Raw genomic sequence first — 26,661 nt, 5'->3', positions numbered from 1 at the left:
GACCGATGGGAGAGGCCTACTTTTACCACCTGACGCGGCAACCTCTTGAGGTCACCGCCGCCACTCTGCTCGGCAAAGCGCTTGGGGCAGGGTGGCGCGTGGCGTTACGGGGCCGCGATGCGGAGCGTCTAAGGGCGCTTGACGCCAAGCTGTGGCATGGCGCGCGGGACAGCTTTCTGCCCCACGGGCTTGCGGGCGGGGACCACGATGCCCGCCAACCCATCCTTTTGACGGCTGATATGACGGCGGCCAATGATCCGCAGTGTGTCATGGCGGTGGATGGGGCTGAGGTCACGCCGGAAGAGGTGGGGTCGCTCTCGCGGGTGATGATCTTGTTTGATGGCACCGATGGCGAGGCCGTGGCACACGCCCGGACGCAGTGGAAATCGCTGACAGATGCGGGCGCTGCGGCGCGCTATTGGTCCGAAGAAAGTGGCCGCTGGGAAGAAAAAGCGGCCAAAAACACAGGCTAGGCCGCCCCCTTAGTTAGGGCGGCCTTTGTCGATTATTGCTCCCAGCAACTGACCAAGACGGTCATATCAGCCGCTCGCGTGGTCAGGTCCTGTGGTGCGAGGGCCTCCGTCGCGGAAGAGATCGCGGGTGACACCCCCTGAGATAAAAGCGTCACGGTGATGTCACCTGCTTTGCGCGCAAAAGCCACGTCTTGGGGCAGGGCGCGGGTGGTCGACGTGTCAGCTAGCAAAACACCTGTGACAGCGCCGGTTTCGTCAAACACTGGCCCGCCCGTGTCACCGGGTTGGGCCACCATGCTCAGCCGCAACAGCGCCTCATCACCGGTCAAACCGCGCAGGTCCTCAAGCGTGCCGAAGGTTAAGCTCGCGGCACCGAGAATGCCCTCATAGGGAAAGCCCGCAACCGAAACACTGCTGCGCAACCGGCCGGGCGTGCGCGCAAAGGCTGCGACAGCGACGGGGGCCAAACGCTCTTGGGGGGCGAGCAGCGCGATGGTGTCATCTGCAAAAACCACCTCCGCTGGGTGCTGTTGGTTGATCGTAAGCCGACCACATCCGTTCGCCATCTCGGCTGAGGTTAACACGCGGCCCGCAGCGTCCACAAAAAAGCCCGAGCGAGATTTGAGGGGGCGGCGCACATCAAGGCCAGACACCAGATCGACATTTTGGCGCGTGGCGTCGTAGCCTTGAGCGGGGTCCATCGCGGGACCGATCGAGCGCAGGCTTGCCTCCATCTTGGGTAGGACACGGGCGATAGTTTCTGCCTGCTCTGGGGGCCAGATCAGCATAAAGCCATGCACATGGCCGTTCCGCAGCCGGACATGTGTTTCGGACGTCAACGCAGGACCTTCGCCGCGTAGAATAAACCCATCGCGTCTCTTGGAACGGGGGCCGTTTGGCGGCACCACATCAAGGGTTTGCAGAATGTCATAAAGCCCGCTGACGGTGCCGCGATCACCTGCCTGACTGATCAAGATCATGCGCACGCCGCTGTCATCCCGGGCCTCATAGTGGGCAAAGGGGGCTTCGTAGCGGTCAAATTGCACCAGCCCAAGGGGGGCCTCGATCTGCACACCTGCGATGTCGTCGCGCAAAACTTCCAGCCCAAGTGTTGCCAGAGCGGCCGCGTATTGTTCTAGCAGTTGGTTGCGTTGCGCAGTGGTCAAAATACCGGTGGGCTCTTGGCCCTGATCATTCTGCCATAACTGCATGGATCGGCGCGTGCCGGGGCCAAAGGCACCATCAATGGCGGCCGTATAGAACCCAAACCATTGAAGCGCGGTTTGCAGGTCTTCGCGCTGCGGGCGGGTCAATAACCGTTCGGATGCGCGGGCCTCAGTCACTGTTTCGTCCGATGCAGAGGGTGATGCCGGAGGCGCGATGGCCGGGGCCGTGGGGATTGGTGTCGCGACCTGTGCCTGTTGGCTTTCGATGCGGCCGCTTTCGGGCCAGAATTGGGCCCCAAACCCGCGTCCATCGGCAATGAAGCTGTCGCGGGGGATTAGCCCGGTGGCGCGCAACTGGCGCAAGGTTGTCTGGGCGGTGGCCGCGTCGAAGGGTCCCAGCGCGAGCGAATACCATCCGGAGGGGGCCGCGAAACCGTTCAGGTCGGGGACAAGTGTTTCGTAGGCGCGGGCGCGATCTTGAGCCTCCGCCAGGGTAGGGTGGCTTTCTATCTGCACCCAAGTGCTTTGCTGCGCGAGGGCCGCAGGGGCGAAAAAGCCCGTAAAAATAACAAAAAATACGTTCAAAAGGCGGCGTGTCATACTGTCTCCGTCGCGGGTGTGCCTTGGCGCGTGTCGCGGTTGGCATGGCGCGTGTTGGCGTGGTTGGGGCTTTGTGCCAAAGCGGGGGACGCAGTGCAATGCTTAGGCTCCCCGACCAAACGGTATCGCGGGGCGGCTGCGTCTTTCGGGTCGCATCCCCGCGTTGATTGACCCCCCTCACGGAACCGCCTATGCAAGCGCCGAACGCCGGTGCCCCCGCACCGAACGCCACGGAGCACCGCTATGTCCGCATCCCCCACGCCCACGACCCCACGCTCGTTCCAGGAGATCATCCTGCGCCTGCAAGAGTATTGGGCCTCCAAAGGCTGCGCTGTCCTGCAACCCTACGATATGGAGGTTGGTGCGGGCACATTTCACCCCGCCACGACCCTGCGCGCCCTCGGGAGCAAGCCTTGGGCCGCCGCCTACGTTCAGCCTTCGCGCCGCCCGACCGATGGCCGTTACGGCGACAGCCCCAACCGGTTGCAGCATTATTATCAATATCAAGTGATCATCAAACCCTCACCGCCCGATTTGCAAGAGCTGTACCTTGGCTCGCTCCGGGCGATTGGGATTGATATGGACCTGCACGACATCCGCTTTGTTGAGGATGACTGGGAAAGCCCGACACTTGGCGCTTGGGGCCTTGGTTGGGAAGTCTGGTGCGACGGGATGGAAGTCTCGCAGTTCACGTATTTTCAACAGGTTGGCGGGCATGATTGCCAGCCCGTCTCGGGCGAGCTGACCTACGGTCTGGAGCGTCTTGCGATGTATGTTCTGGGCGTGGACCATGTGATGGACATGCCGTTCAATGCGCCGGACGCGCTGATCCCGCTGAGCTATGGGGATGTGTTCCGCGAAGCAGAGGCGCAATACGCGCGCTGGAACTTTGACGTGGCCAACACCGAGGCGCTGTTGCAGCACTTTGTCGATGCGGAGGCCGAGTGTGCAGCGATCCTCGCGCTGCCCTCAGAAGACCCCAAAACAGGGCGTCGGATCGTGATGGCGCAGCCCGCGTACGATCAATGCATCAAGGCCAGCCATATCTTTAACCTGCTGGACGCGCGCGGTGTGATCTCGGTCACAGAGCGTCAGGCCTATATCGGACGCGTGCGAGCCCTTGCCAAAGCCTGTGCAGACGCTTTCGTGCAGACGCAAGCAGGCGGCTGGCAGCCGCAGGAGGCCTGAGGTTTTGGGGAAATTTGTCGTGATGCTGCTGCTCGGAACCGCATTGGCCGCTGGTGTGGGGATTTGGTACACCAATCACTCCGCCTATTGGGCGCCGATGGAAAACGTCACATTGCAGGCCACACCTGTGGGCGGGGCTGCACCAGAGCCTTTTGGCGTGTCTGATGTAACCGCGATCCGCTCTGCCTCATCCCCGTTGGGATTTCGCGCGTGTTTTACAACCACGTCATCCCCCGCCTTCATGAGCGAACGCTTCGAAGTGCTTGAGGATGCAGCGCCCACAGTGCCGCCATCGTGGTTCGATTGCTTTGATGCACCCGCAATCGGTGAGGCGCTGGCCTCCGGCGGGGCGCTTGCGTTTCTGGGCCAAGAAAACATCGCCTACGGCGTAAACCGCGTGATTGCTGTGCTGCCCGATGGGCGCGGCTTTGCGTGGCATGAATTGAACAATTGCGGGAAGAAAGCCTATGACGGCTCTCCCGTTGGTGACGCGTGCCCTGATCGCGCAACCTTTAAGGGAGACTTCTGATGCCCGATCTGTTGCTGGAGCTGTTCTCCGAAGAAATTCCTGCCCGGATGCAGGCCCGTGCCGCCGCGGACCTGCAAAAGCGCGTGACCGATGGTCTGGTTGAGGCCGGTCTGACATATTCGGGTGCCGTGGCGCATGTCACGCCGCGCCGTCTGGTTTTGTCGGTCAATGGCCTGACGGCCGAAAGCCCGAACACCCGCGAAGAGCGAAAAGGCCCGCGTGTTGATGCGCCCGAAAAGGCGCTTGAAGGGTTCTTGCGATCCACGGGTCTGGCAAAAGACCAGTTGGAAGCGCGGGACGACAAAAAAGGGCAGGTCTGGTTTGCGGTGATCGAAAAGCCGGGCCGCCCTGCGGCTGAGATCATTGCGGAATTGGTTCCCGATGTGGTGCGCAACTTTCCATGGCCAAAATCCATGCGGTGGGGCACAGGCAGCCTGCGTTGGGTCCGGCCATTGCACACAATCCTGTGCATTTTGACGGATGAAGCGGGTGCAGAGGTTGTGCCATTTTCGGTGGACACGATCACTTCGGGTGACACGACCCGGGGGCACCGTTTCATGGCGCCGGATGCGTTTTCGGTTACGTCGTTCGAGGATTATGCGGCTAAACTGAAGCGCGCCCATGTGGTGCTTGAGGCCGCTGAGCGCGCAGATGCTATTTGGAACGACGCCACGAACCAAGCCTTCGCTGCGGGGCTGGAAGTCGTAGACGACAAGGGCCTTCTGGCAGAGGTCGCGGGGCTTGTTGAATGGCCAGTGGTTTTGATGGGCGAGATTGCGGAAGACTTCCTCGATTTGCCGCCTGAGGTGTTGCAAACCTCGATGAAAGAGCACCAAAAGTTTTTCTCAGTGCGCAACGGAGCGACGGGGCGCATTGAGCGGTTCGTGACCGTGGCCAACCGTGAAACAGCGGATCAAGGCGCGACCATCCTAGCGGGCAACGCAAAGGTGCTGTCGGCGCGGCTCGCGGATGCGAAGTTTTTTTGGGAAAACGACCTGCGCGTGGCGACGTCCGACATTAACACATGGGTGCAATCCCTTGATAATGTGACATTCCATAACAAACTGGGCAGCCAGCTAGAACGGATTGAACGCATCAAGGCACTGGCCGGTGAAATCGCGCCCTCCGTGGGTGCTGACGCCGAAACGGCTGCGACTGCGGCGGGTGTGGCCAAGGCCGATCTGAGCTCTGAGATGGTGTATGAATTCCCAGAGCTTCAGGGCTTGATGGGCCGTTACTACGCGACGCACGCGGGCCTTCCGGAGGAAGTCGCGGCGGTGTGCGAAGAACACTACGCACCGCTCGGGCCGTCGGATGACGTGCCCACGGCACCGGTTTCGGTGGCCGTTGCGCTGGCGGACAAGATTGATTTGTTGACCGGCTTTTGGGCAATCGAAGAAAAACCCACTGGGTCCAAGGATCCGTTCGCCCTGCGTCGGGCCGCACTTGGCGTGATCCGGTTGGTGTTGGAAAACGGCGCGCGCATGAACCTGTCAGAGGTTTTGGCCAAAGGGTATCCTGGCGCGGATGTCGCTGATCTGATGAGCTTTATCTACGATCGCCTCAAAGTGTATTTGCGGGATCAGGGTATCCGGCACGACGTGATTGATGCGTGTCTGGCGATGCCTGGTGCGGATGATCTTGCGTTGCTGGTGGCACGGGCGCGGGCATTGAATGACGTGCTGGCGACCGAGGATGGCGAAAATCTTGTGCAAGGCTTTAAGAGAGCGTCAAACATTTTGAGTCAAGCTGAGGCGGCCGATGGGGTGGAATACTCGTTTGGCGCGGATGTAAAGTTTGCGGAGATGGACGAAGAAAAGGCCTTGTTTGCGGCATTGACGACGGCAGAGGGGGCGATCTCTCCGGCCATCGAGGCCGAAGATTTCGCGGGCGCCATGGGCGCCATGGCCCAGCTGCGCGGTCCGGTTGATGCGTTCTTTGACGCGGTACAGGTGAATGCGGAGAGTGAGATTTTGCGCCGCAACAGGCTGAACCTGTTGTCGCAGATCAGAACGATTTGCAGCCAAGTCGCGGATTTGACCAAACTGACGGGCTAACTGCTGCACTGGGCTTCTACTTGTGGTTGTGGCGATCAACCGCATGACATGAACACATGCGTTATGAATGTGATGCTTGTGTGACCAGCGCAGCGCCGTATGCTGCAGATGCACCATGAGATTGGCAACATGCTTGAGAGCCCTGATTTCACCGAAGTGACCACAACTGCGGATATCCGCAAACAGCGTCACGGCAACCGCGCAAAGTGTTTGCAGCGGTTGGTACGTTTGGGGCTGCCGGTGCCACAAACGGTGGCGCTTTCGTTCGAGACAGTGCGAAACATTGCCAATGGGCAGATGCCTGATCTGACGTCGCTTTTGGGTGTGTTTGAGGCTGATCCGCTGCTGATTTCGGTGCGGTCCTCAAGTGAGGCTGCTGATTGGGGCGGACCGGGCACGATCCTGAATATCGGCATGAACGACGCGACCCATGCCCTGCTGTCAGAGCGGTTGGGCCGAGAGCGTGCGGACAAGCTGTATCTGCGGTTTATCCGGTCGTTCGCGATTGAGGTGATGCGCCTCGATGATGCGCCGTTTCTAGATGCGCAAACCCCCGCAGCGGCCATGGCCGAATATGCTGCGGAAATGGACGATGCCTTTCCGCAGGACCCAACCGTTCAACTGAGTGAGGTCCTACGATCTATGGCCCGCGCGTGGGAGGGGACCTCTGCTCGGCTGTTGCGCCAAGCTCAGGGTGCGCCCGCAGATGCAGGGCTGGGACTTGTGGTGCAGCGTATGGCGCTGGGGCTGGCTCCGGGGCAATCCGGGGCGGGTGTGATCCAATTTGTCAGTTCCGTGACTGGTGAGCCGCAGGTCACAGGGCGCTACTTGGGCCAAGCGCTGGGGCGAGAAGCCCTTGAGAGTAATGCAAAGGCGCTTTTCCTGACGAAAGACCCGCGCGGTCCGTCGCTTGAGGAGTTGTTGCCTGAGGTTTACGCCGAACTTGTGGCTGCCGGGGCCTTGATGCGGCGCAAGCTGCGGGCTGAGATGCAGGCCGAATTCACCATTGAGGAGGGGCGTTTGGCTATCCTCGATGCAGTTCGGGTCAAGCGCGTGGCACGTGCCAACCTGAATATCGTGACCCGTCTTGCGCGCGACGGCATCATCACTCGCCAAGAGGCGATGATGCGGGTTGAACCGCAGGAACTGTCTCAATTGTTGCACCGTCAGGTCGATCCGGCTGCAACGGTCACGGTGCTTGCGAAGGGGATCGCGGCGGCACCCGGTGCGGCCTCTGGCAAGATTGTCTTTGATGCTGCTGCGGCCCAAGCGGCCCTTTCGCGCGATGAACCCTGCATCCTAGTGCGCCGCGAAACCTCGCCCGAGGATGTGCGGGGCATGCATGCCTCAGACGCGATCCTGACAGAGCGAGGGGGGATGACATCCCATGCAGCGGTGATTGCGCGGGGCCTTGGGGTGCCGTGCGTGTCTGGCGCCACGGGCGTCAAGGTCGACCACGATGCCAAGCAGATCATTTTGCCGGACGGCAGCACCTTGCATGATGGGGACATCCTGACGGTTGATGGCAGCAGTGGACGGGTCCTGAGCGGAGCCGCGCCGATGGTCGAACCTGCGCTTGATGGTGCCTTTGGGGAGTTGATGACATGGGCGGATGACCTGCGGGACATCGGCATCAGAGCCAATGCCGACACGCCCGCCGACGCCGCCTTAGCCCGCACCTTTGGGGTGGATGGGATCGGGCTTTGCCGGACGGAGCATATGTTTTTTGAGCCGGGTCGCCTGACGGTCATGCGCGAAATGATCTTTGCGGAGGACCCCGGTGATCGGGCTGCCGCGCTTGAGCGGTTGTTGCCGATGCAGCGGGCCGATTTCATTGAACTATTTACCATCATGCAGGGCGCGCCGGTGTGCATTCGACTTCTGGATCCACCGCTTCATGAGTTTTTGCCCAGTAACAAAGAGGGCATGCGCGCCATGGCTGAGGCCTTGGATATCCCGCTAAGCCGGGTGCGCGCGCATATCGAATCTCTCAATGAATATAACCCAATGCTGGGGATGCGCGGCGTGCGCCTCGGCGTAGCAATCCCCGAGATTTATGAGATGCAGGCCCGGGCCATCTTTGAGGCGGCAGTCGAAGTGGGCCGCAACGGAACGCCTGTCGTGCCCGAAATCATGATCCCTCTGGTCAGCGCTCAGCGCGAGGTGGAGCTGGTCAAACGCCGCGTAGATGCGCTTGCAGCCTCTGTGCGGGGCGAAAGCGGAACGGAGCTCGATTTTCGTCTTGGCGTGATGGTCGAGACACCGCGCGCTGCGTTGCGGGCCGGTGAAATCGCCGAAAACTCTGCATTTTTGTCATTTGGCACAAACGACCTTACACAGATGACCTATGGCCTCTCGCGCGATGATGCGGGTCGGTTCATGTCGGCCTATGTCAATGAGGGCGTCTATCCCGAGGATCCGTTCCAGACGCTTGATCTGGACGGTGTGGGCGAGTTGTTATTGCTGGGGGCGGAACGCGGGCGCGCCGCACGTCCTGATGTGGTGCTGTCACTGTGCGGCGAACACGGTGGCCACCCCGAATCCATCGCGTTTTGCCGAAGAGCAGGGTTTGACTACGTCTCTTGCTCGCCGTTTCGGGTCCCGGTGGCCAAACTTGCAGCCGCTCAGGCGAGGATTCGCCATGAGGCAAGCCCTGACCAAGGCGCTTGACCACAAAATCGACGTCAACAATCAAGGTAGATTGATCTGACTTGCCCCATTCCCGCCATCTATTAACGCTGATCTGTTACTTTTTTGCCACAAGCGGCGCATCAACGGTTCTGAGCGTATAGGGGGATCGTTCACATTTCGGTAAGGACGTTGCGGGATTGCCTGGGGGCATCCAGCTGTATGGGATGTAGTTGTATGAAGATGTTTGCTGTGTCGGCGGTTATCGCCGTGGTTTTTGGTGGCGTGGCGCAAGCCGATATTCGGTTGAGCACGTCGAACCCCTCTCCCGAGACTGTTGGGATCCAACTCTCAAGCTTGATGGAAACTGAGCGGGAGGCGCTGTTTTCGACCAGCGCGCGCCGGATGCAGTCGATTGCACGTCCCTACGTGGCCCCTCGTGCGGACGCGCCCAAGCCCGTTTTTGACCGCAGCGATTTGGATGCGATGCCCAAGGCGACCGGTGGGGAACAATGGCAATGCCTGACCGAAGCGCTCTATTTCGAAGCGCGCGGCGAAAAGCTGAAAGGTCAGTTTGCAGTCGCAGAGGTGATCTTGAATCGGGTCGACATGCCCAACTATCCCGATAGTGTTTGCGGTGTGATCAACCAAGGCACGGGCAAACGTCATGCCTGCCAATTCAGCTACACCTGCGATGGCCGCCCCGAGCGGATCAATGATCGCCAGTCGTGGGAGCGTGTAGGCAAAGTTGCGCGCATCATGTTGGACGGTGCGCCGCGCACGCTGACGGATGAAGCCTCGCATTACCACACCACAGCAGTGAACCCCCGTTGGGCCCGCGTTTATCCACGCACCACGCGGATCGGCACGCATATTTTCTATCGTCAGCAATACTGATCCTCTGACCTCGGGTGCGGCGTCGATCCTGACGCTCAATTCGCCGGAACTGAGCCTTTTCAGCGCGCGATCCTTGTGGCACCTAAGGGCCGATTGATCCGCGCAAGGAAGGGCGAGATATGTCAGACGAGACACGGTTGGCCTTTGCCCATCCCTCTGAGCGCGCGGCGGCGACCGCCACTAACACCGATCCGCTCGACCGTATTTCTTTGCGGGATCATATCCGCGAAGTTGAGATCGGGGCGTTTCAGGCCGAGCGTGGGTTGCTGCAACGGATCAGCTGCAATGTCGTGGTCGAAGTGGTGCCCATGGGGGATCATCTGGACGACGATGTCGACCGTATCCTCAGCTACGACACTTTGATCGAAGCCATCGATTATGAGCTAAAGGCCGAGCGCCTGAACCTGCTTGAGACGCTGTGCGCCCGCGTGGCTGAGCGGATTTTGCATGACCCGCGTGCGGCCCGCGTTTTTGTGCGGATCGAAAAGCTGGATCGCGGGCCATTTGCCCTTGGGGTTGAGGTCGTGCGCAGCCAGACCCGTGCGCCGGTACGGATCGTTGAACCTGATGCTGTGGTGCATCCGCAGGTCATTTACCTCTCAAACGAGGCCATTCACGATCCGCGCTTGTCGGAGTTTGTAGATACATTGGTCGGGGTTCCGACAATTCTGTGCGTCGGTCCCGGCCAGACGCAGGCCCCCCAAGTCGCCCAGCCACAAGCACAGCGGCGCGTGGATCTGTTGGCGATTGAACAAAACGCATGGATGCTCGCGGCGCGCGATGCGCGGTGCGTCGTGGTCGATAGCCGGACGGAGCTGGATTGGGGCCTCAAGAACGATCAGGTTTCGGTTTGGGCGCCGTCCCGCATTGTGCTGGATGCAACCGATGCGCCCGATGGGGCCGACCCTCTGGTTCTGGCGGGCTATTGTGCGCAGATGTTTGAAGCGACGCGGAGCCTGTTTATCGGCGCCGCCGGCCCAGATGTGCCCAGCACCGCCGAGGTTGCCGCCAGCATCGCCGATGTGCTTGACCAGCCAGCCGCCTAAGCCATGACGACCGCGTATTATCAGCCGATCCTGACCCGCGCCCCCCGTAACCCCGATCAGGCCATGCGGATCGCCGGCGGCTGGATGTGGGCCGAGGCCATCAATGTGTTGCGCCGTGGGCAAAGCCCTGAGCGGATAGCAGTAGAGGACGCGCCCAGTGATGTGCGCGCGCGTCTCACAGCGCCACGCGCCCCGATTGCCGGTGTGACGATGGATCGCCCCCGTGTGATGGGCATTCTGAACGTGACGCCGGATAGTTTTTCAGACGGTGGTCAGTTGGCCACGGATGCCGGATTGCACCTCGATACGATCCAGTCCTGCGCCCGTGCGATGGCAGAGGCGGGGGCGGATATCTTGGATATCGGCGGCGAAAGCACCCGGCCAGGTGCCAAAGAAGTCCCGGTTCCCGAGGAAATCGCCCGTGTCGTTCCCGCGATTGAGGCGCTGCGGGCAGGGGGCGTGACGCTGCCCATTTCGCTCGATACCCGGAAGGCAGCGGTTGCCGAGGCGGGCTTTGCCGCAGGTGCCACGATCCTGAACGATGTGTCCGGCTTTGGGTTTGATCCTGCACTTGGCCCTTGGGCGGCGCGCGAACAGGTCCCGACGTGTTTGATGCATGCCCAAGGCACGCCCGAAACGATGCAGGCCAATCCGCAATACGATGACGCGCTGCTCGATATATATGATGCGCTTGAGGCGATGGTGGTGCGGGCAGAGGGCTTGGGGCTGACCCGTGCCCAGATCATGGTCGACCCGGGCATTGGGTTTGGCAAAACCCGCGCCCATACGCTGGCGATTTTGCGGGGCCTGAGCCTGTTTCACGGGTTGGGCTGTCCGATCCTGCTGGGTGTATCGCGCAAATCCTTTATCGGCGCGCTGACGGGTACAGACCGGGCCGCAGACCGCGATCCCGGCTCTTTGGCGTTGGGCTTGGCGGCAATTGAGCACGGGGTGCAGATTTTGCGCGTGCACGATGTTGCAGGCACCTGCCAAGGTCTGACACTATGGGACGTGGTTCGGCAAAGCGCTGAGGCACCCGCCGAATAAGCCCCCCGTCAGAGGTCCGGCCATCGGCACGGCAAAATTGCGGCAATGGATTGGAAAAGGCATGGGCTCACTTTTTGGCACGGATGGGGTGCGGGGCAAGGCGAACAGCTACCCGATGACCGCTGATATGGCTTTGCGTCTTGGCGCGGCGGCGGGGCGGTATTTCCGTCAGGACCGCTCGGCGCAGCACCGCGTTGTTATCGGCAAGGACACGCGTCTGTCTGGCTACATGCTCGAAAACGCGCTGACGGCGGGATTGACGTCTACGGGCATGAACGTGCTTTTGCTGGGTCCGATCCCGACGCCTGCGGTGGGGATGTTGACCCATTCGATGCGTGCGGATCTTGGGGTAATGATTTCGGCCTCTCACAATCCGGCGCATGACAACGGGATCAAGTTTTTCGGACCCGATGGATACAAGCTCAGCGATGAGGCGGAGGCCGAAATTTCCGCGCTGGTTGAACGCGGTGTTGAACCCGCCGCCGCCGAAAACATCGGTCGCGCCAAGCGGATTGATGACGGGCTTGGTCGCTACGTCGAATACGCCAAGACAACTTTTCCCGATGGCTTGCGGCTTGATGGCCTTAAGGTCGTGATCGATTGCGCGAATGGTGCCGCCTACAAGGTCGCGCCCGAGGTCCTGTGGGAGCTGGGCGCAGAGGTCATCCCTGTCGGTGTCTCGCCCAATGGGCACAACATCAACGACAAATGCGGCTCAACCCACACGGCCACGGCGGCCGAGCAAGTGGTGGCGCATGGCGCCGATATCGGGATTTGCCTTGATGGCGATGCGGACCGCGTCTTGATCCTGGATGAGACGGGAACACTGGCAGACGGTGATCAGCTGATGGCCCTTTTCGCGGCGCGTTGGGCGGATGAGGGGCGGTTGCACGGCCCCGCGCTGGTCGCGACCGTGATGTCGAACCTTGGGCTGGAACGGTTCCTTGCGGAGCGCGCGATCCTATTGCACCGCACGCCCGTGGGCGATCGCCACGTGGTAGAGGCCATGCGCAAGGGCAAGCTGAACCTTGGGGGCGAACAGTCGGGCCATATCGTGATGACCGACTACGCCACAACGGGCGATGGTCTGATCGCGGGTCTTCAGTTTTTGGCTGAGATGGTTCTGACGGGTCGCAAGGCCTCGGACCTGATGCAGAACTTTGAACCCGTACCGCAAAAGTTGGTTAACGTTCGCTTCGCAGCCGGTCAATTGCCGCTGGATGATGTCAGCGTACAGGCCGCGATTGCTGCCGCCGAGACGGAGCTGGAAGGGTCGGGGCGCCTGTTGATCCGTAAATCCGGCACCGAGCCGTTGATCCGCGTGATGGCGGAATGCGAAGACGCGGACCTGTTGGAAAAGGTGGTTGGCGACGTCGCTGGTGCGGTTGAAATCGCGACCAGCTAGGGGTTGCGGTCAGGCTATGCCGGACCTTCGGCAAAGCCTTGCCTATTATGTGCCAAGTAACGGGGTGATCTAGGTTCTTTACGTGCAGGTCACGCCGCAGTGCGGCGTATTTTTTGGTGTTCAGGGGTGGAAACTTATGCTTACCTGTCGTTCACACTTAGGGCGCGCCGTAGTGGAGATAGTATCCGCATGAGGCGCACCCGGTTTAGGTGACAGGTTTGGATCATCCAGGATGATCCGTCAGAGGTTGGGGTGGGCGTGCGCGCCCGGACCCGCGGGGGGGACGGAGGGAGGAGCCGGCCCCCCCAACTTTATCACCAGATACTCGGCGTGGCCTCAGACCTTTACACGCTCAGATTTCGGATCGTACATCGGCTTAAGGCTCGCGGTGGCAGGCACGCGTGTGCCCGCAACTTCGATCTCATAGCTAGAGGCGAGGACCTCTTGCACGCTTTCGCCTTTGCACGGCACGTATCCCAGCCCCATCGCCCCGCCCAACGTGTGGCCATAAGCGCCAGAGGTCAGGAAACCCACAACTTCGCCGTTTCGCAGGATCGGTTCCGCGTGATAGAGTAGGGGCTCTGGGTCGGTCAGCTTGAACTGGACCATCCGCATCGCAAGCCCCTCGTCCTGCTTGCGCAGCACCGCGTCGCGGCCAATGTAGGCGGGCTTATCCTTTTTCACGGCAAAGCCCAGGCCTGCTTCCATCACGTGATCTTCGGATGTGATATCGTGGCCAAAGTGGCGGAAGCCTTTTTCGATCCGGCAGGTGTCCATCATGTGCATGCCACATAGGGTCAGGCCCATTTCAGCGCCTGCTTCCATCAGGGTTTCGAACACATGTCCGGCCATGTCGGTGCTGACGTAGATTTCCCATCCAAGCTCGCCCACATAGGTGACGCGGTGCGCGCGGGCCAGGCCCATGCCGATCTCAATCTCTTGGGCGGTACCAAAGGGATTGGCCGCATTTGAGAAATCATTGGGCGAGACCTTTTGCAACAAATCACGCGCCTGTGGCCCCATGATTGCCAGCACACCTTCAGCAGCTGTCATATCGGTGATCGTGACGCGGTACGCGCCCTTGTGGCGCATCAACCAGGTTTGATCCGCCAGCCGCGTGGCGGCAGGGGTGACGACAAGGTAGGCATCGGGCGAGAGCCGCGTGATGGTGACGTCGGCCTCAATCCCGGCGCGGTCGTTAAGGAACTGGGTGTAGACGATCTTGCCCACGGGCACCGAATAATTGCCGCCTGCGACATAGTTCAAGAATGCCTCTGCATCCGGTCCCTCGACGCGGATTTTGCCGAACGACGACATGTCGTACATGCCCACGCCCTCCCGCACGGCGGCATGTTCGGCCCGCACGTTTTCAAAGAAATTCTGACGGGTCCAGCTGTAGCGGTATTCGGCCTCTTGGCTGCCGCGGGCAAACCAATTGGCGCGTTCCCAGCCGGCTAGCTCGCCCATGACCGCACCGCGATCCAGAAGGTGCTGGTGGAACGGTGTGCGCCGCACCCCACGCGCTGTCCGCTTTTGCAGATAGGGGTAGTGGTCCGCATACAGCAGTCCAAGCGTTTCCTTTGAACGTTCGAACAAATACGTCTTGTTGCCCTGAAATGGCTGCATCCGAGAGATATCCACATCGCCCAGATCAAAGGGCTTTTCGCCCGCGTCCATCCACTGGCTCAGCGCCATGCCCGCGCCGCCCGCAGATTGGATCCCGATAGAGTTGAAGCCCGCGGCGACCCAGACGTTGTCCATCTCGGGGCAGAGGCCAAGGTGATAGGCATCATCGGGGGTGAAGGATTCCGGCCCGTTGAAGAACGTATGAATGCCCGCTTCCGCTAGCATGGGCATCCGTTCGCAGGCGTCCGCGAGGATGGGCTCAAAGTGGTCGAAGTCCTCAGGCAGCTGGTCGAACTCAAAATCCGCCGGAATACCATTCGCGGCCCACGGTTTTGCGTTCGGCTCGAACGCGCCCAGCAGGATTTTGCCAGCGTCCTCTTTGTAATAGGCGCATTCATCGGGCACGCGTAGGACGGGCAATTGGGTGAGGCCCGCGATGGCCTCGGTCACGATGTAGAAATGCTCACAGGCGTGGAGAGGCACGTTGGTGCCCAGCATAGCGCCAACCTCATGGCCCCACATGCCGCCGCAGTTGACGACGTGTTCGCAGTTGATCGTGCCGGTTTCATCGCCCTGTTGCCAATGGACGCCCGTGATGCGGCGACCGTCGCGCACAACGCCGGTGGCTTTGGTCCGTTCAAGCACCTGCGCACCGCGTTGCCGCGCGCCCTTGGCAAGCGCCAGCGCGATGTTGGCGGGGTCACCTTGGCCGTCCAGCGGCAGGTAAACACCTTGGGTGACGTCGCCGATGTTCAGGTGGGGGTACTTCTCTAACACCTCGGTGGGGGAAATCGCCTCAACCTCAACGCCGAAGGCACGCGCCATGGAGGCTTGGCGCAGGATTTCCTCTTTGCGGGCCTCCGTGAGGGCCACGGTGATAGATCCTACGCGTTTGAACCCGGTTGCCACGCCGGTTTCATCCTCTAGCCCGCCGTATAGCTCTTGGGAATATTTCGCGAGCCGGGTCATGTTTTGCGTTGCGCGCAGCTGCGCGATCAGGCCCGCGGCATGCCATGTGGTGCCAGAGGTCAGCTGTTTACGCTCCAGCAGGACGACATCTTTCCAGCCCAGCTTGGTCAGGTGGTAGGCGACGGAACAGCCGATAACACCGCCGCCAATGATGACGACGCGGGCAGAGGACGGAGGAAGGCTCATGATGGGTGGGCTCCGGTGTGGAAATGCGCGGAAAGGGCTGCGATGTGGACGGGGCCGACCTCACAGCATCCGCCGATGATGCTGGCCCCCAAGCGGGCCCAGTCGCGGGCGTGGTCTAGGTATTCGGTGGGGCCAAGGTCATGCCGGGCCTCTAGGGCGTCAACTGTGGCGCCGGGTTTACGGAACCGTCCCTTGATATGGGTAAAACCGTTGGCATAGGCGCCCAAGGGGACGGTTGCTCCGCTCAGCTCCGATAGGGCCGTTGTTACAGCCTCGGGGCGGGTGCAGTTGATCAAAAGCGCGTCGATACCTGCCATGTCCAAGACATCGGCCACCGCCTCACCGGAGCGCAGCTTGCTGCCGTCGTTATCCTCAACCGAGACCGCGAGCCAGACGGGTTTGTCGCTGGCCGCACAGCCCGCAACCGCACCCCGCGCGGCCTTGAGGCTACTCGCGGTTTCAATCAAGTGTAGGTCCACATAAGGCGCATGCAGGGCCACGATCTCGGCATAGAGCCGCGCGGCATCCTCAATCTCGGGCGTGTTCTCAGGCTGGTACGAACCGCCCAAGGGGCCAAGTGATCCCGCCACCTGACCCCCCGCCGCATTGTCACGAGAGAACACGGCAATTTCACAGGCGGTGCGATGCAGCATCTCGAACTGCGCGTCCATGCCCACCTTTTGCAGGCGGTCACGGTGGATGGCATAGGTGTTGGTCGTCGCGATCTGGGCTCCAGCCGCGAAGTAGTCATCGTGGATGGCACGCACAGCCTCGGGGTGGTCGATCATCACCTGTGTCGCCCAGAGAGGCGTGGGGCGGTCACCCGTGCGGCGGAGCAATTCTTGCCCCATGCCGCCATCAAGAATGATCATGCGCGTAGTCTTTCGTTGGAGGGATCCCACATGGGTTGATCGGCTTGGACGGTGGCGGGGACTTTGGTGCCATAGACGTCCACCGTTAGGGCAGTGCCGGGGGTCAAATGCTCGGCCTTGACCATCCCAAGGGCGATGCAGGTTTGTGTCCGGTAGCCCATCGCACAGGAGGTGACTTCGCCCACATGGGTGTCGCCTGCATAGACCGGGGCCATGTAGGGGGCGTCATGGGTGCCGGGTTCCAGCGTCATAGTGACAAAGCCTTTGGTGCGGCCTTGTTGCTTTTCGGACAAGAGCGCCGCCTTACCGGGGAAGGCACGGGGTTTGTCGAACCGGATGAACCGATCCAAGCCACCTTCAAGGGCTGTGTAGTCGGAAGACAGATCCCCCTTCCACGCGCGGTAGCCTTTTTCGATCCGCATGGAGTTTAGCGCATACATCCCAAAGGGTTTCGCGCCGCCGTCCAGAATAGCCTCGTAGAGGGCGGGGATGTCGTCCAGCTTGGCGTGGACTTCCCAGCCCAGCTCTCCCGCAAAGGAGACACGTGCCAAGGTGCAAGGATGCCCGCCCAGCGTCGTCGCCTGGAAGGTGAGCCACGGCTTGGACAAATCCGCCTCGGTGCCGATCGCGGCCAAGAGGGAGCGCGACGCTGGTCCGGTCACGATCAGGGTCGAGTACTCGGTTGTATGGTCCGAAAGAGCCAAACTGCCATCGGTGGGCAAGAACGCCTTGAGGTATTCAAAGTCGTGCCATTGCGCGGGCGCTGCTGTGATTAGCATGAACTCATTGTCGCTGTAGGCAAAGACCGACATTTCGGTCACGATCCGGCCCCGGTCATCGGCAAAGTATGCAAGCCCCACACGCCCCGCAGAGGGCAGCCGCGACATGGTCAGCCCATCCAGCCAATCGCGCGCGCCGGTGCCCTTGACGGTAAAGCGGGAAAAGCCGGGCAGGTCCAAGACACCGACGCCATCGCGCACGGCCTCCACCTCTTCGCGGATACGGTCCTCCCACGGGCCAGCACGCTCCCAAGTCTCAGCGGTTTCAAGCGAGGTGTCATCGCCGGGCTGGGCGAACCAATTCGCGCGCTCCCACCCGTTGTAGGCGCCCATCTGGCCACCCATCGCGCGTAGTTTGGCATCCACTGGCGATAGCTTCTTGTCGCGACCTTCGGGCCATTCGTAGTGGGGGTAATGCATGGCGTATTCATGGCCATAGGTCTCAAGCGCTTTGGTGAGACAATAATCATTGTCCGCGTAGTCGGTATAGCGGCGAGGATCGACGGCCCACATGTCGTCTTCGGTGTAGCCATGCATGACCCATTCCGACAGGACTTTGCCCGCGCCACCGCCCTGCGCGATGCCAAAGGTAAACGAATGCGCCTCAAACGCGTTGGGCACGCCGGGCATGGGGCCGATCATAGGAAGGCCATCGGGAGCATAGGGAATGGGTCCGTTGATATTGCGCCCCACACCTGCGGTGCCCAACAAAGGCACTCGCGCCATTGCGTCCTCGATGTAGAACTCCAGCCGCTCTAGGTCGTCGGGATACAGTTGAAAGCTGAAATCCTCGGGCATTGGATCATCAGGGGTGACCCAAGCGGCCTTACAGTTCCGCTCATAGGGGCCAAGGTTGAGCCCGTGTTTGTCCTGACGCAGGTAGTAGGAGGTATCTACATCGCGGATCATGGGCATCTTGTGGCCCTTTTCCTTGGTGTAGGCTTCGATCTCTGCGATTGGCTCCGTGAGGAAGTATTGGTGGGACATTACCACCATGGGCACGGTGCGCCCGCCAAAGGGTTTGAACATCTCACCCACGCGCTGGGCGTAGTAGCCCGCGCAGTTGACGACCTTTTCACAGCGGATATCGCCCTTGGGGGTTTTGACGATCCATTCGTCACCGTCCCGGTCAATTCCTTCGGCGGGGCAGAAACGCTCGATCCGGGCACCGGCCTCGCGTGCGCCCTTAGCCAGCGCTTGTGTCAGCTGGGCGGGGTCAATGTCGCCGTCGAGAGGGTCCCAAAGGCCGCCCGCTAGGTCATGGGTTTCCATGAACGGGTTATGCTCTTGCAGCTCTTTGGGGGTGCACAAGTCCATCGTTAGCCCGAGCGCACGTGCCTGTCCGGCGACCTTCTTGAATTCTTCCATCCGCTCCTTGGTGTGCGCCAAGCGCAATGCACCAGTCACGTGGTAGTTCATCGGATAGTCCACCAGCTCGGAGAGGCCGCGGTATAGCTCTAACCCATAACGTTGCATGTTCATCACGGCCCAGTTGGGCGCAAAGTTGGGGCAGTTGCCCGCCGCGTGCCATGTCGAGCCTGCGGTCAGCTCATTCTTTTCCAGCAGGACACAATCGGTCCAACCGGCGCGAGCCAGATGGAACAACGCCGATGTGCCGACGACACCGCCGCCGATGATGACGACACGTGCTGTGGTGGGAAACTCAGACATGGGCTCTCCTTTGGTATGCAGACCCTTTGGGGTCGGGCTATGGGTGTTCAGTAGACGGGCGGGGCAATCACCCACAGGGCGATAGCTGGCACGTCATAGGGGTTGGCCCAACGAAAGCTTTGCGCACGAATGCGGGCGCTGTCGCCGGGGGTCAGGGTATGGCGGGTACCGTTGATCCAGATATCCAGACGCCCGGACACGAGGTAGGCGATTTCTTGCGTCGGGCGGAGCACTTCATCACTGCGCGATACGCCGGGGGCGAAGGTGGAATGTATAACCTCAAAGGCGTCCGTTAGATCAGGTGAAACGAGTTCTTCGGTCAGGCCCGCGATCCGTTCACCAATGGCGCGGCGACCATCTTTGCGCACGATGACGCCTTCCTCGGAAACAGGCGTCAGCAGGCCGACGGGCACGTCCAACAGATCCGCCAGATGCACCATATCTGCATCCTCGGGCCGCGAGATATCGCGTTCCACTTGGCTGAGCCATCCGACCGACTTGCCCAACCGATCCGCGACGTCCTGTAGGGTCAGGCCACGCGACTTGCGCAAGGCTCTCAGGTCAGCTCCGAGGTAGATGGATTTGAGGCTTTCGGCGGTGTCAGACAAGCGCGCCTCCCCGACTCGCATGAAACTATTGCTCAAATTTTCACACCAGCGGTCGTGAAAAATCAAGCCATATTTTCACGAGGTCGCAGAGGTGGGGATCATTGCGGCCGTCTGAGGGGAGGCCATGAGGCGCTGGGCGAGGGCGCGCCCATCCCACCCGCCATCACGGTACACGCGCAAGGCACGGGCGTCGTCGCGCTTGGCAAGGCGTTTGCCGTTTGGGTCGCGGATCAAGCCGTGGTGGTGGTACTGTGGCGTGGGCAGGTCCAGCAGCCGTTGCAAAAGGACGTGGATCGGGGTGGCCTCAAACAGGTCGGTGCCACGGGTGGCTTCGGTGATCTCTTGGGCGGCGTCATCCACAACAACGCTCAGGTGGTAGGAGGTGCCAAAGTCCTTGCGGGCGACAACGATGTCGCCAATGGCCGACACCATATCGTCGGGCAGTACGGTGATCACGCCCGTCTCATCGCCGGGGCCTGCGCCGGTCTCGGTAAAGGACACCGGGCCAACCTCGGCCGTGGCCTTTGCCATGTTGAGGCGCAGCGTCACGCCTTTGGGGCGGGGGCCGGCGGGGGTATGGCGGCAAGTGCCGGGATAAATCATGCCATCAGGCCCCAGCAGGGGTGCGCCCTCCTGTGGGGCACTGGCAGCGGCCTCAATATCACGGCGGGTGCAGGTGCAGGGGTACAGCAACCCACGGCTCCAAAGTGCGTCAAGCGCCGCACCGTAGGCCGCGTGCCGATCCGACTGGCGCATCACGGGCATGGGGTATGTCACGCCCAACCAAGCCAGATCGTCGTGAATGGCGGCCTCCCACTGGGGCCGCGCGCGGGTGGCATCAATGTCCTCAATCCTCAGCAACATTTCGTTACCGCGGTGGGCGGCGATCAATGCGGCGTAGGCGTGTCCTAGGTGAAGCGGCCCTGTGGGTGAGGGCGCAAATCGAGTGCGCGTCACAGACGTTCCAAAATGTAGATGGTAGAGGTTTGCGCGCCGGGCTTTTCTGGCAAATGCGGCCCGTTTTCGGACCACTGTAACCGGGCTTGGCCGCTTGATTGCACATCCGCTAGGGCGTCCATGTAGCTGGCGTCCTTTAGTGTGGCTTCATTGTAGCTTAGCGCCAGAACCCCGCCGGGTGCGAGCAGGTTCAAGATCGGCGTCAGGATGTCGGCAGGCGCAGCGCCAAGGCTGATGACTCCGCAGGCCACAATCGCGTCATAGGTCCCGGCCGCGATCAGCGGCATTTGACCGGGCGTGCCTCGCGTCAACGTGCGGTAGGCTTTTTTCTGACGGGCGACGGCCAGCATCTCGGGCGAAATGTCAGTGCCGTCGATCTGGTGGTAGCCGACCATCCGCAGGGCCAAGCCGCACAGTCCGGTTCCACAGCCGAAATCCAAGATCTCCGCATCCATGTCTGGCATGTGGTTCCATAAAGCGTGGGCCAAACGACTGGGCGTGGCGTAGCCTGCCGCCTCGACATCCGCCTCATAGGTCTGTGCCCAATCGGCATAGATTTGAAGCGTTTCTTGGGTGCTGCGCGGTGCCCAGAGTTTGGTATTAAAGCCGTCTTTATCCTTGGTCATGGCACCACCGTGCCACGGGATCACTCCGCTGCCAAGCTTTCGCGCTCGCCAAGCCATTCCGCCCAGTCCGCTTTCGCCCGGTCAGTATAGATTTTGTACCGGGTTTTGCGGTTGCGGCGGCCACCTTTGGCATCCACCGGAGGGAACAGGCCGAAGTTCACGTTCATGGGTTGGAACGTCTTGGCCTCGGCCCCGCCAGTGATGTGCGTCAGTAGGGCGCCCATCGCGGTGGTGTCTGGGACAGCGGGCAGGGTTTCGCCCAGGATTTCGGCGGCTGCCATGCGGCCTGCGAGCAAGCCCATAGCAGCACTTTCGACATAGCCTTCAACGCCAGTGATCTGACCCGCAAAGCGAATGTGCGGCTGAGATTTCAGGCGCATCTGATCGTCTAGTAGCGTGGGCGAGTTCAGGAATGTGTTGCGATGAATGCCGCCCAAACGTGCAAAGCTGGCGTCCTCTAGGCCGGGAATTGTTTTTAGAACAGCGGTTTGCGCACCGTATTTCATCTTGGTCTGAAAGCCCACGATATTGTAGAGCGTGCCCAGTTTGTTGTCGCGACGCAGCTGTACAACGGCGTAGGGTTTCACGTCCGGCTGGTGCTGATTGGTCAAGCCAACGGGCTTCATCGGGCCAAACCGGAGGGTTTCACGGCCACGTTCTGCCATCACTTCGATCGGAAGGCAGCCGTCAAAGTAGCCTGCGGTCTCACCCTCGTGGAACTCGGTTTTATCGGCGGCCAAGAGGGCGTCGATGAACGCCTCGTACTGGTCCTTTGTCATGGGGCAGTTGAGATAGGCTGTGCGCTCTTCCTCAGTCTCGCCCTTGTCGTAGCGCGACTGCATCCATGCGACATCCATGTTGATGCTCTCATGGTAAACGATGGGGGCGATGGCATCGAAGAACGCCAGCGCGTCTTGGCCGGTTTCGGCGGCGATCGCCCCACCTAGTCCCTCAGACGTCAGAGGGCCAGTGGCGATAATCGTTGGTTGATCTTCGGGCGGCAAGGCATTGATTTCGCCGTATTCCACAGTGATCAGCGGATGTGCCATGATGCGAGCGGTGACATCGGCGGCAAAGGGGTCACGGTCTACGGCCAACGCACCACCGGCGGGCAGTCGGTGCGCCTGCGCGGTGTTCATGATCAGACCGTTTGCTTGGCGCATTTCCCAATGCAGTAGGCCCACGGCGTTCTGCTCATCATCGTCGGAGCGGAAGGAATTCGAACACACCATCTCGGCCAGATGGCCAGTGCGGTGGGCAAATGTTTCAACTGTCGGGCGCATCTCGTGGATGACGACGGGGACGCCTGCGTTTGCAGCCTGCCAAGCGGCCTCAGAGCCCGCCATGCCGCCGCCGATGATGTGGAGTGTTTTGGTCATACCCGGCCATGTAGCGGTGAATAGGCGTTTTGGGAAGGGGCGCCGTTGTCGATTTGGAGCCTTGGTGGGTTGAGCCGCTTACAGCTTTTCGAAATGGGCGGCGATGCGGGGGCTGAGCCAGTCCCACAGGTGCGGCGCGCCTGCCGCGATCCTTGTGCCGACACGGGCGCGCACTGTGTCCTCGGTCACGGCATAATCCACCCATGAGCCGCCACCATTCGCGAGGTTTAGGTTCGGCGGCTGGAACCGATCAAGAGATTTGGCAAAGCGTGCCTCGGGCGATTGGTTTGCCTCAAATGTGTTCCACAGCGCGCGAAAGGCGGGGCCGGTGTCGGAGGGCAGCAATCCAAAGATCCGGTCGGCGGCGCGGGCCTCGTCTGCTTCGACCGTGGCGGAGGGTGCGGCAAAGACCGGCACATCGCCCGCATCGATTTCCACCAAGTCGTGCAGGATCAGCATGCGGATCACGGCGCCTGTGTCCGATGTATCCCATTCGCCCAGCACCAGAGCAAAGAGCGCGATGTGCCAGCTGTGCTCTCCGGTTGTTTCAAAGCGGCTGCCATCGGCGAGGCGGGTGGCGCGCGTGACGGATTTGAGCGCGTCGGCCTCTGCGATGAAGGCTAAGCGCGCGGCGAGATCCGGGTCCGCGATTTTTCGGCCCTCTAACAGATCAAGGGCAGCGCTGTGCATTTGTGGCCACTCGGTGGCCAAACGCGCGGCGCGCCCGGAGGCAAGGTTGTTGCGTGCGATAGTAACATGATCGGCAGGTGGTGACGGGGCGAGCAGCACCTGAAACACAGGCGCGATGTGATCGAGCGCTTTGGCCCAGCGGGCGTTGGGTGTTTCGGCCGTTTCAAACGCCTCCCACAGGGTGCGCAACTCCGCGGCCTGATCATCTGGCAGGAGGGCGAAGAGGCGATCAGCGGCGCGGGCTTCGCGTGCGGATTGGGTGGGATCCGGCTGATCGATGGGGGTGTCGCCTGCGTCGATTTCAACCAGATCGTGCACCAAGAGCATCGCGATGACTGTGTCCACATCCACATCGTTGGGGGCCAGCGGGGTCAACGCCATGGCCCACAGACACAGGTGCCACGCGTGCTCCGCCGCATTTTCGGGGCGGGAGCCATCAAGCAGGACATTCGCGCGGTCCACTGATTTGAGCCGATCAGCCTCCATCAGGAAGGCCATTTGGGCGTTTAGTCGGTGCATTGTGGCGTGCTCCTGTCTCGTGGACCCGAAAACGATAAACGGCCCGCAGGGGGCCGTTTATGTGTCATGTCAAATTGTCCAAGCCGCAGATTACTCTGGGTTTGGTGTGTAGTCTCGACTGCGCCGCTCTAACAACTCGGCGGCGCGGATTGCGGCGCGTTGCACCCGGATCGAGGTGATGAACGCTTCTTGGAGGGTTTGAGATTGCTCGCCGATTGTCTTGGACAAAAGGCTTACGACATCTTCATCCCCCGTCGCCTGAATATGGGCGATTGCCTTGGCTGCCAAATCATCGGCAAGCTTTTCGGCAAGAGTGCTCAACGTGTTGTTTCCGTGAGGCGGCGACGCACGTAGGTATCGACTGAGCCGATGAGCGTGTCCATATGCGGGTCCTCAAAGAAGTGGCCGGCGCCCTCAACCTCTTGGTGGGTGATGGTGATGCCCTTTTGCTCATGCAGCTTGTTGACCAGTGCGGTCGTGTCCGCAGGCGGTGCGACGCGGTCATTTGAGCCGTTGATCACGAGGCCCGAAGACGGGCAGGGCGCGAGGAAGCTAAAGTCGTAGCGATCCGCAGGGGGCGAGACCGAGATAAAGCCTGTGATCTCGGGGCGGCGCATCAAAAGTTGCATCCCGATCCACGCGCCAAATGAGAAGCCAGCCACCCAGCAATGCTTGGCGTTTGGGTTCATCGTTTGCAGGTAATCGAGTGCTGATGCGGCATCGGACAATTCACCAATACCTTGGTCGTATTCGCCTTGGCTGCGGCCCACGCCGCGGAAATTAAACCGCAACACGGTGAAGCCCATGTTGTAGAAAGCGTAGTGCAGATTATACACGACGCGGTTGTTCATGGTGCCGCCGAACTGGGGGTGCGGGTGCAAAAGGATCGCGATTGGGGCGTCCTTGGCTTTTTGCGGGTGATAGCGCCCCTCAAGGCGTCCTTCGGGTCCGGGGAAAATGACTTCGGGCAATTTGGCCTCTTTCCTTGTTCGTCTCGACCCTCGCGTTGGAGGGGCGATGTGTCTGGCCAATGTTGACGAACTGGCTCAGAGACTTTAGAACGCTTCTAAATTGGCCCGCGACCGCGCGAGCCCTTCCTGAGCGTCAGTTAAGCGCAACAAACGGGGACGTCAATCGGATGCGCCGCTTGGACGTGTGCGTCTGTTGTATAGGAGAAGGCTATGAAGCTGAGCACCAAAGGGCGCTACGCCATGGTTGCGCTTGTTGATTTAGCGCAGCAGCCGGATGGCGCGCTGACATCCTTGGGCGACATTTCAGGGCGTCAGGACGTATCGTTGCCATATCTGGAACAATTGTTCGTCAAGCTGCGCCGCGCGGGCTTGGTCGATTCTGTGCGTGGGCCGGGTGGCGGATACCGCCTTGCGCGAGCGCCGTCTGAAATTCGGGTCAGCGATGTGCTGGAGGCCGTCGATGAAACCGTGTCGGCGATGCACAAGGGGGCAGGAGCATCCGGCGGGTTGTCGGGCAGCCGCGCGCAATCCTTGACCAACCGCCTTTGGGAGGGGTTGAGCGCGCATGTATACGTGTATCTGCACCAAACCCGCTTGTCGGATATCGTGGGTAATGACCTGACGCCATGCCCGGCTGTGCCGAGTTTGTTTCAGGTCGTTGACGATTAGGTTTGATCGGCTCTGTTGGGCCATTTGAGTATTTGGGGAACAAAGGATTTGGGACGCGTCTATCTGGATCATAACGCAACGACGCCCCTGCGGGCTGAGGCGCGGGCGGCGATGATTGCAGCCATGGATGTGGTGGGCAATCCGTCCTCGATCCATGCTGAGGGGCGTGCCGCGAAAGGTGTGATTGAGGCTGCGCGGGCGAATGTGGCCGAGGCGCTCGGCGCGCAAGCTGCCGATATTGTGTTTGTGTCTGGTGCGACGGAGGCTGCGGCTTTGGCGATGGCAGGACGTGCATTGCAGACCGCGCCCATTGAGCATGACGCCGTTGGTGCGTGGGGCGACGGATCTTTGGCTGTGGATGCGGCGGGTCGCGTTGATGTGATGGATCCTGCGCGCACCGCTTTGCAGACGGCAAATTCTGAGACGGGTGTATTGCAGGTGCTGCCCCAGGGCTTGGCCCTGAGTGATATGACGCAGGCCTTTGGCAAGGTTCCCTTGGCCTTTGATTGGTCCGGCGTGGATATGGCATTGGTGTCGGCGCATAAACTGGGCGGGCCGAAAGGGATCGGGGCGGTGGTGTTGCGCCGGGGCTTGGATGTTCCCGCGCAGCTGAAGGGTGGGGGTCAAGAAATGGGCCGCCGCGCTGGCACGGAAGCAATCCATTTGATCGCCGGTTTTGGGGCGGCAGCGCAGGCCGCGTCGGCGGATTTGGCGGCTGGTAAATGGGCGCGGGTCGAACAACTTAGAACTTTTCTAGAAACTCACCTTGAGGCTGGCTCAAAAGAGACTATTTTGATCGGGAAAGGCGCGGAGCGTTTGCCGAATACCACCTGCATAGTGACCCCCGGTTGGAAGGGGGAGACGCAGGTTATGGCGTTAGATTTGGCGGGCTTTGCCGTGAGTGCGGGATCCGCGTGTTCTAGCGGTAAGGTGCGCGCCAGCGGCGTGTTGCGCGCCATGGGATTGAATGAGGCCGAGGCGGGATCTGCGATCCGGGTGAGCCTTGGACTAGACACAACAGAGGCTGAGGTGGCTGCGTTTTGCGCGGCTTTTCTGAAGCTTCAGGCAAAACATCTCGCGCGGGCTGCGTGAGAGCATAGGAG

Annotated in this window: 22 protein-coding genes; 11 read left to right on the top strand and 11 right to left on the bottom strand. The window is 61.0% G+C overall.

Annotated features, from left to right (window positions below; genetic code table 11):
* The first annotated feature begins 5 nt into the window (after positions 1–5).
* Positions 6–473 carry a DNA polymerase III subunit chi gene (locus tag PM04_RS03200; RefSeq protein WP_038003564.1) on the top strand — a complete coding sequence of 156 codons (468 nt, stop codon included), beginning with the start codon at positions 6–8 and terminating at the stop codon, positions 471–473.
* Positions 474–505: 32 nt separating this feature from the next.
* On the opposite strand, the gene PM04_RS03195 is transcribed toward PM04_RS03200, so the two are convergent.
* Entirely contained in the window at positions 506–2,239 is a 1,734-nt protein-coding gene (locus PM04_RS03195) for a serine protease (RefSeq protein WP_038003562.1), read from the bottom strand.
* 243 nt (positions 2,240–2,482) lie between these two features.
* Between PM04_RS03195 and PM04_RS03190 the strand changes: the two genes are divergently transcribed.
* The 8 genes from PM04_RS03190 (at position 2,483) to glmM (ending at position 13,036) form a co-directional block, all read left to right on the top strand.
* Positions 2,483–3,427: a glycine--tRNA ligase subunit alpha gene (locus PM04_RS03190; protein WP_038003560.1), complete on the top strand. Its 945-nt coding sequence runs from the start codon at positions 2,483–2,485 to the stop codon at positions 3,425–3,427.
* A gap of 22 nt (positions 3,428–3,449) precedes the next feature.
* Positions 3,450–3,956, top strand: a complete 507-nt coding sequence (locus PM04_RS03185) for a DUF6446 family protein (protein ID WP_038003892.1) — start codon at positions 3,450–3,452, stop codon at positions 3,954–3,956.
* Positions 3,956–6,013: a glycine--tRNA ligase subunit beta gene (glyS, locus tag PM04_RS03180; protein ID WP_038003558.1), complete on the top strand. Its 2,058-nt coding sequence runs from the start codon at positions 3,956–3,958 to the stop codon at positions 6,011–6,013. The genes PM04_RS03185 and glyS overlap by 1 nt, the downstream gene beginning before the upstream one ends.
* Before the next feature lie 129 nt (positions 6,014–6,142).
* Positions 6,143–8,683: a putative PEP-binding protein gene (locus PM04_RS03175; RefSeq protein ID WP_038003891.1), complete on the top strand. Its 2,541-nt coding sequence runs from the start codon at positions 6,143–6,145 to the stop codon at positions 8,681–8,683.
* Positions 8,684–8,878: 195 nt separating this feature from the next.
* Positions 8,879–9,538, top strand: coding sequence for a cell wall hydrolase (locus PM04_RS03170; protein WP_038003555.1), 660 nt, complete (start codon positions 8,879–8,881; stop codon positions 9,536–9,538).
* Positions 9,539–9,657: 119 nt separating this feature from the next.
* Positions 9,658–10,584, top strand: coding sequence for a dihydroneopterin aldolase (locus tag PM04_RS03165; protein ID WP_038003553.1), 927 nt, complete (start codon positions 9,658–9,660; stop codon positions 10,582–10,584).
* 3 nt (positions 10,585–10,587) lie between these two features.
* Positions 10,588–11,631: a dihydropteroate synthase gene (folP, locus tag PM04_RS03160; RefSeq protein WP_038003550.1), complete on the top strand. Its 1,044-nt coding sequence runs from the start codon at positions 10,588–10,590 to the stop codon at positions 11,629–11,631.
* A 61-nt stretch (positions 11,632–11,692) separates the two neighbouring features.
* On the top strand, positions 11,693–13,036 hold the full coding sequence (gene glmM / locus PM04_RS03155; protein WP_038003549.1) for a phosphoglucosamine mutase: 1,344 nt from the start codon (positions 11,693–11,695) through the stop codon (positions 13,034–13,036).
* A gap of 336 nt (positions 13,037–13,372) precedes the next feature.
* Here glmM and PM04_RS03150 read toward each other — a convergent pair whose 3' ends face one another.
* The 10 genes from PM04_RS03150 to PM04_RS03105 all read right to left on the bottom strand — a co-directional run bounded on the left by PM04_RS03150 (position 13,373) and on the right by PM04_RS03105 (position 24,889).
* A complete protein-coding gene (locus PM04_RS03150) occupies positions 13,373–15,817 on the bottom strand; it encodes an FAD-dependent oxidoreductase (protein ID WP_038003547.1) in 2,445 nt (814 codons plus the stop codon).
* The gene (locus tag PM04_RS03145; RefSeq protein ID WP_038003545.1) at positions 15,814–16,689 is read right to left on the bottom strand and encodes a homocysteine S-methyltransferase family protein; all 876 of its coding nucleotides are present in this window, start codon (positions 16,687–16,689) and stop codon (positions 15,814–15,816) included. Before PM04_RS03145 ends, PM04_RS03150 begins: the two co-directional genes overlap by 4 nt.
* The gene (locus PM04_RS03140) at positions 16,686–19,139 is read right to left on the bottom strand and encodes an FAD-dependent oxidoreductase (protein ID WP_038003543.1); all 2,454 of its coding nucleotides are present in this window, start codon (positions 19,137–19,139) and stop codon (positions 16,686–16,688) included. Before PM04_RS03140 ends, PM04_RS03145 begins: the two co-directional genes overlap by 4 nt.
* Before the next feature lie 47 nt (positions 19,140–19,186).
* Positions 19,187–19,747 carry a helix-turn-helix domain-containing protein gene (locus PM04_RS03135; RefSeq protein ID WP_233486473.1) on the bottom strand — a complete coding sequence of 187 codons (561 nt, stop codon included), beginning with the start codon at positions 19,745–19,747 and terminating at the stop codon, positions 19,187–19,189.
* Between the two features lie 75 nt (positions 19,748–19,822).
* Positions 19,823–20,704 carry a tRNA glutamyl-Q(34) synthetase GluQRS gene (gluQRS, locus tag PM04_RS03130; RefSeq protein ID WP_052068411.1) on the bottom strand — a complete coding sequence of 294 codons (882 nt, stop codon included), beginning with the start codon at positions 20,702–20,704 and terminating at the stop codon, positions 19,823–19,825.
* Positions 20,701–21,330 carry a class I SAM-dependent methyltransferase gene (locus PM04_RS03125; protein WP_038003541.1) on the bottom strand — a complete coding sequence of 210 codons (630 nt, stop codon included), beginning with the start codon at positions 21,328–21,330 and terminating at the stop codon, positions 20,701–20,703. Before PM04_RS03125 ends, gluQRS begins: the two co-directional genes overlap by 4 nt.
* A 20-nt stretch (positions 21,331–21,350) precedes the next feature.
* Positions 21,351–22,709: a methylenetetrahydrofolate--tRNA-(uracil(54)-C(5))-methyltransferase (FADH(2)-oxidizing) TrmFO gene (gene trmFO / locus PM04_RS03120; RefSeq protein WP_038003539.1), complete on the bottom strand. Its 1,359-nt coding sequence runs from the start codon at positions 22,707–22,709 to the stop codon at positions 21,351–21,353.
* 78 nt (positions 22,710–22,787) lie between these two features.
* Positions 22,788–23,918 (bottom strand): HD domain-containing protein, encoded by a 1,131-nt coding sequence (locus tag PM04_RS03115; protein WP_038003537.1) that lies wholly within the window; start codon positions 23,916–23,918, stop codon positions 22,788–22,790.
* Between the two features lie 90 nt (positions 23,919–24,008).
* The gene (locus PM04_RS03110; protein WP_038003535.1) at positions 24,009–24,239 is read right to left on the bottom strand and encodes a hypothetical protein; all 231 of its coding nucleotides are present in this window, start codon (positions 24,237–24,239) and stop codon (positions 24,009–24,011) included.
* Positions 24,236–24,889 carry an alpha/beta hydrolase gene (locus PM04_RS03105; protein ID WP_038003532.1) on the bottom strand — a complete coding sequence of 218 codons (654 nt, stop codon included), beginning with the start codon at positions 24,887–24,889 and terminating at the stop codon, positions 24,236–24,238. The genes PM04_RS03110 and PM04_RS03105 overlap by 4 nt, the downstream gene beginning before the upstream one ends.
* A gap of 210 nt (positions 24,890–25,099) precedes the next feature.
* Here PM04_RS03105 and PM04_RS03100 point away from each other — a divergent pair, with 210 nt between their 5' ends.
* Both PM04_RS03100 and PM04_RS03095 read left to right on the top strand, forming a co-directional pair.
* Positions 25,100–25,558 (top strand): Rrf2 family transcriptional regulator, encoded by a 459-nt coding sequence (locus tag PM04_RS03100; RefSeq protein WP_038003531.1) that lies wholly within the window; start codon positions 25,100–25,102, stop codon positions 25,556–25,558.
* Between the two features lie 48 nt (positions 25,559–25,606).
* Positions 25,607–26,650 (top strand): cysteine desulfurase family protein, encoded by a 1,044-nt coding sequence (locus PM04_RS03095; RefSeq protein WP_038003529.1) that lies wholly within the window; start codon positions 25,607–25,609, stop codon positions 26,648–26,650.
* Positions 26,651–26,661: the final 11 nt, after the last annotated feature.

This window comes from Thalassobacter sp. 16PALIMAR09 (genome assembly GCF_000765485.1).
Classification (GTDB): Bacteria; Pseudomonadota; Alphaproteobacteria; order Rhodobacterales; family Rhodobacteraceae; genus Thalassobacter; species Thalassobacter stenotrophicus.
This window is presented reverse-complemented; position numbering and strand designations above follow the sequence as displayed.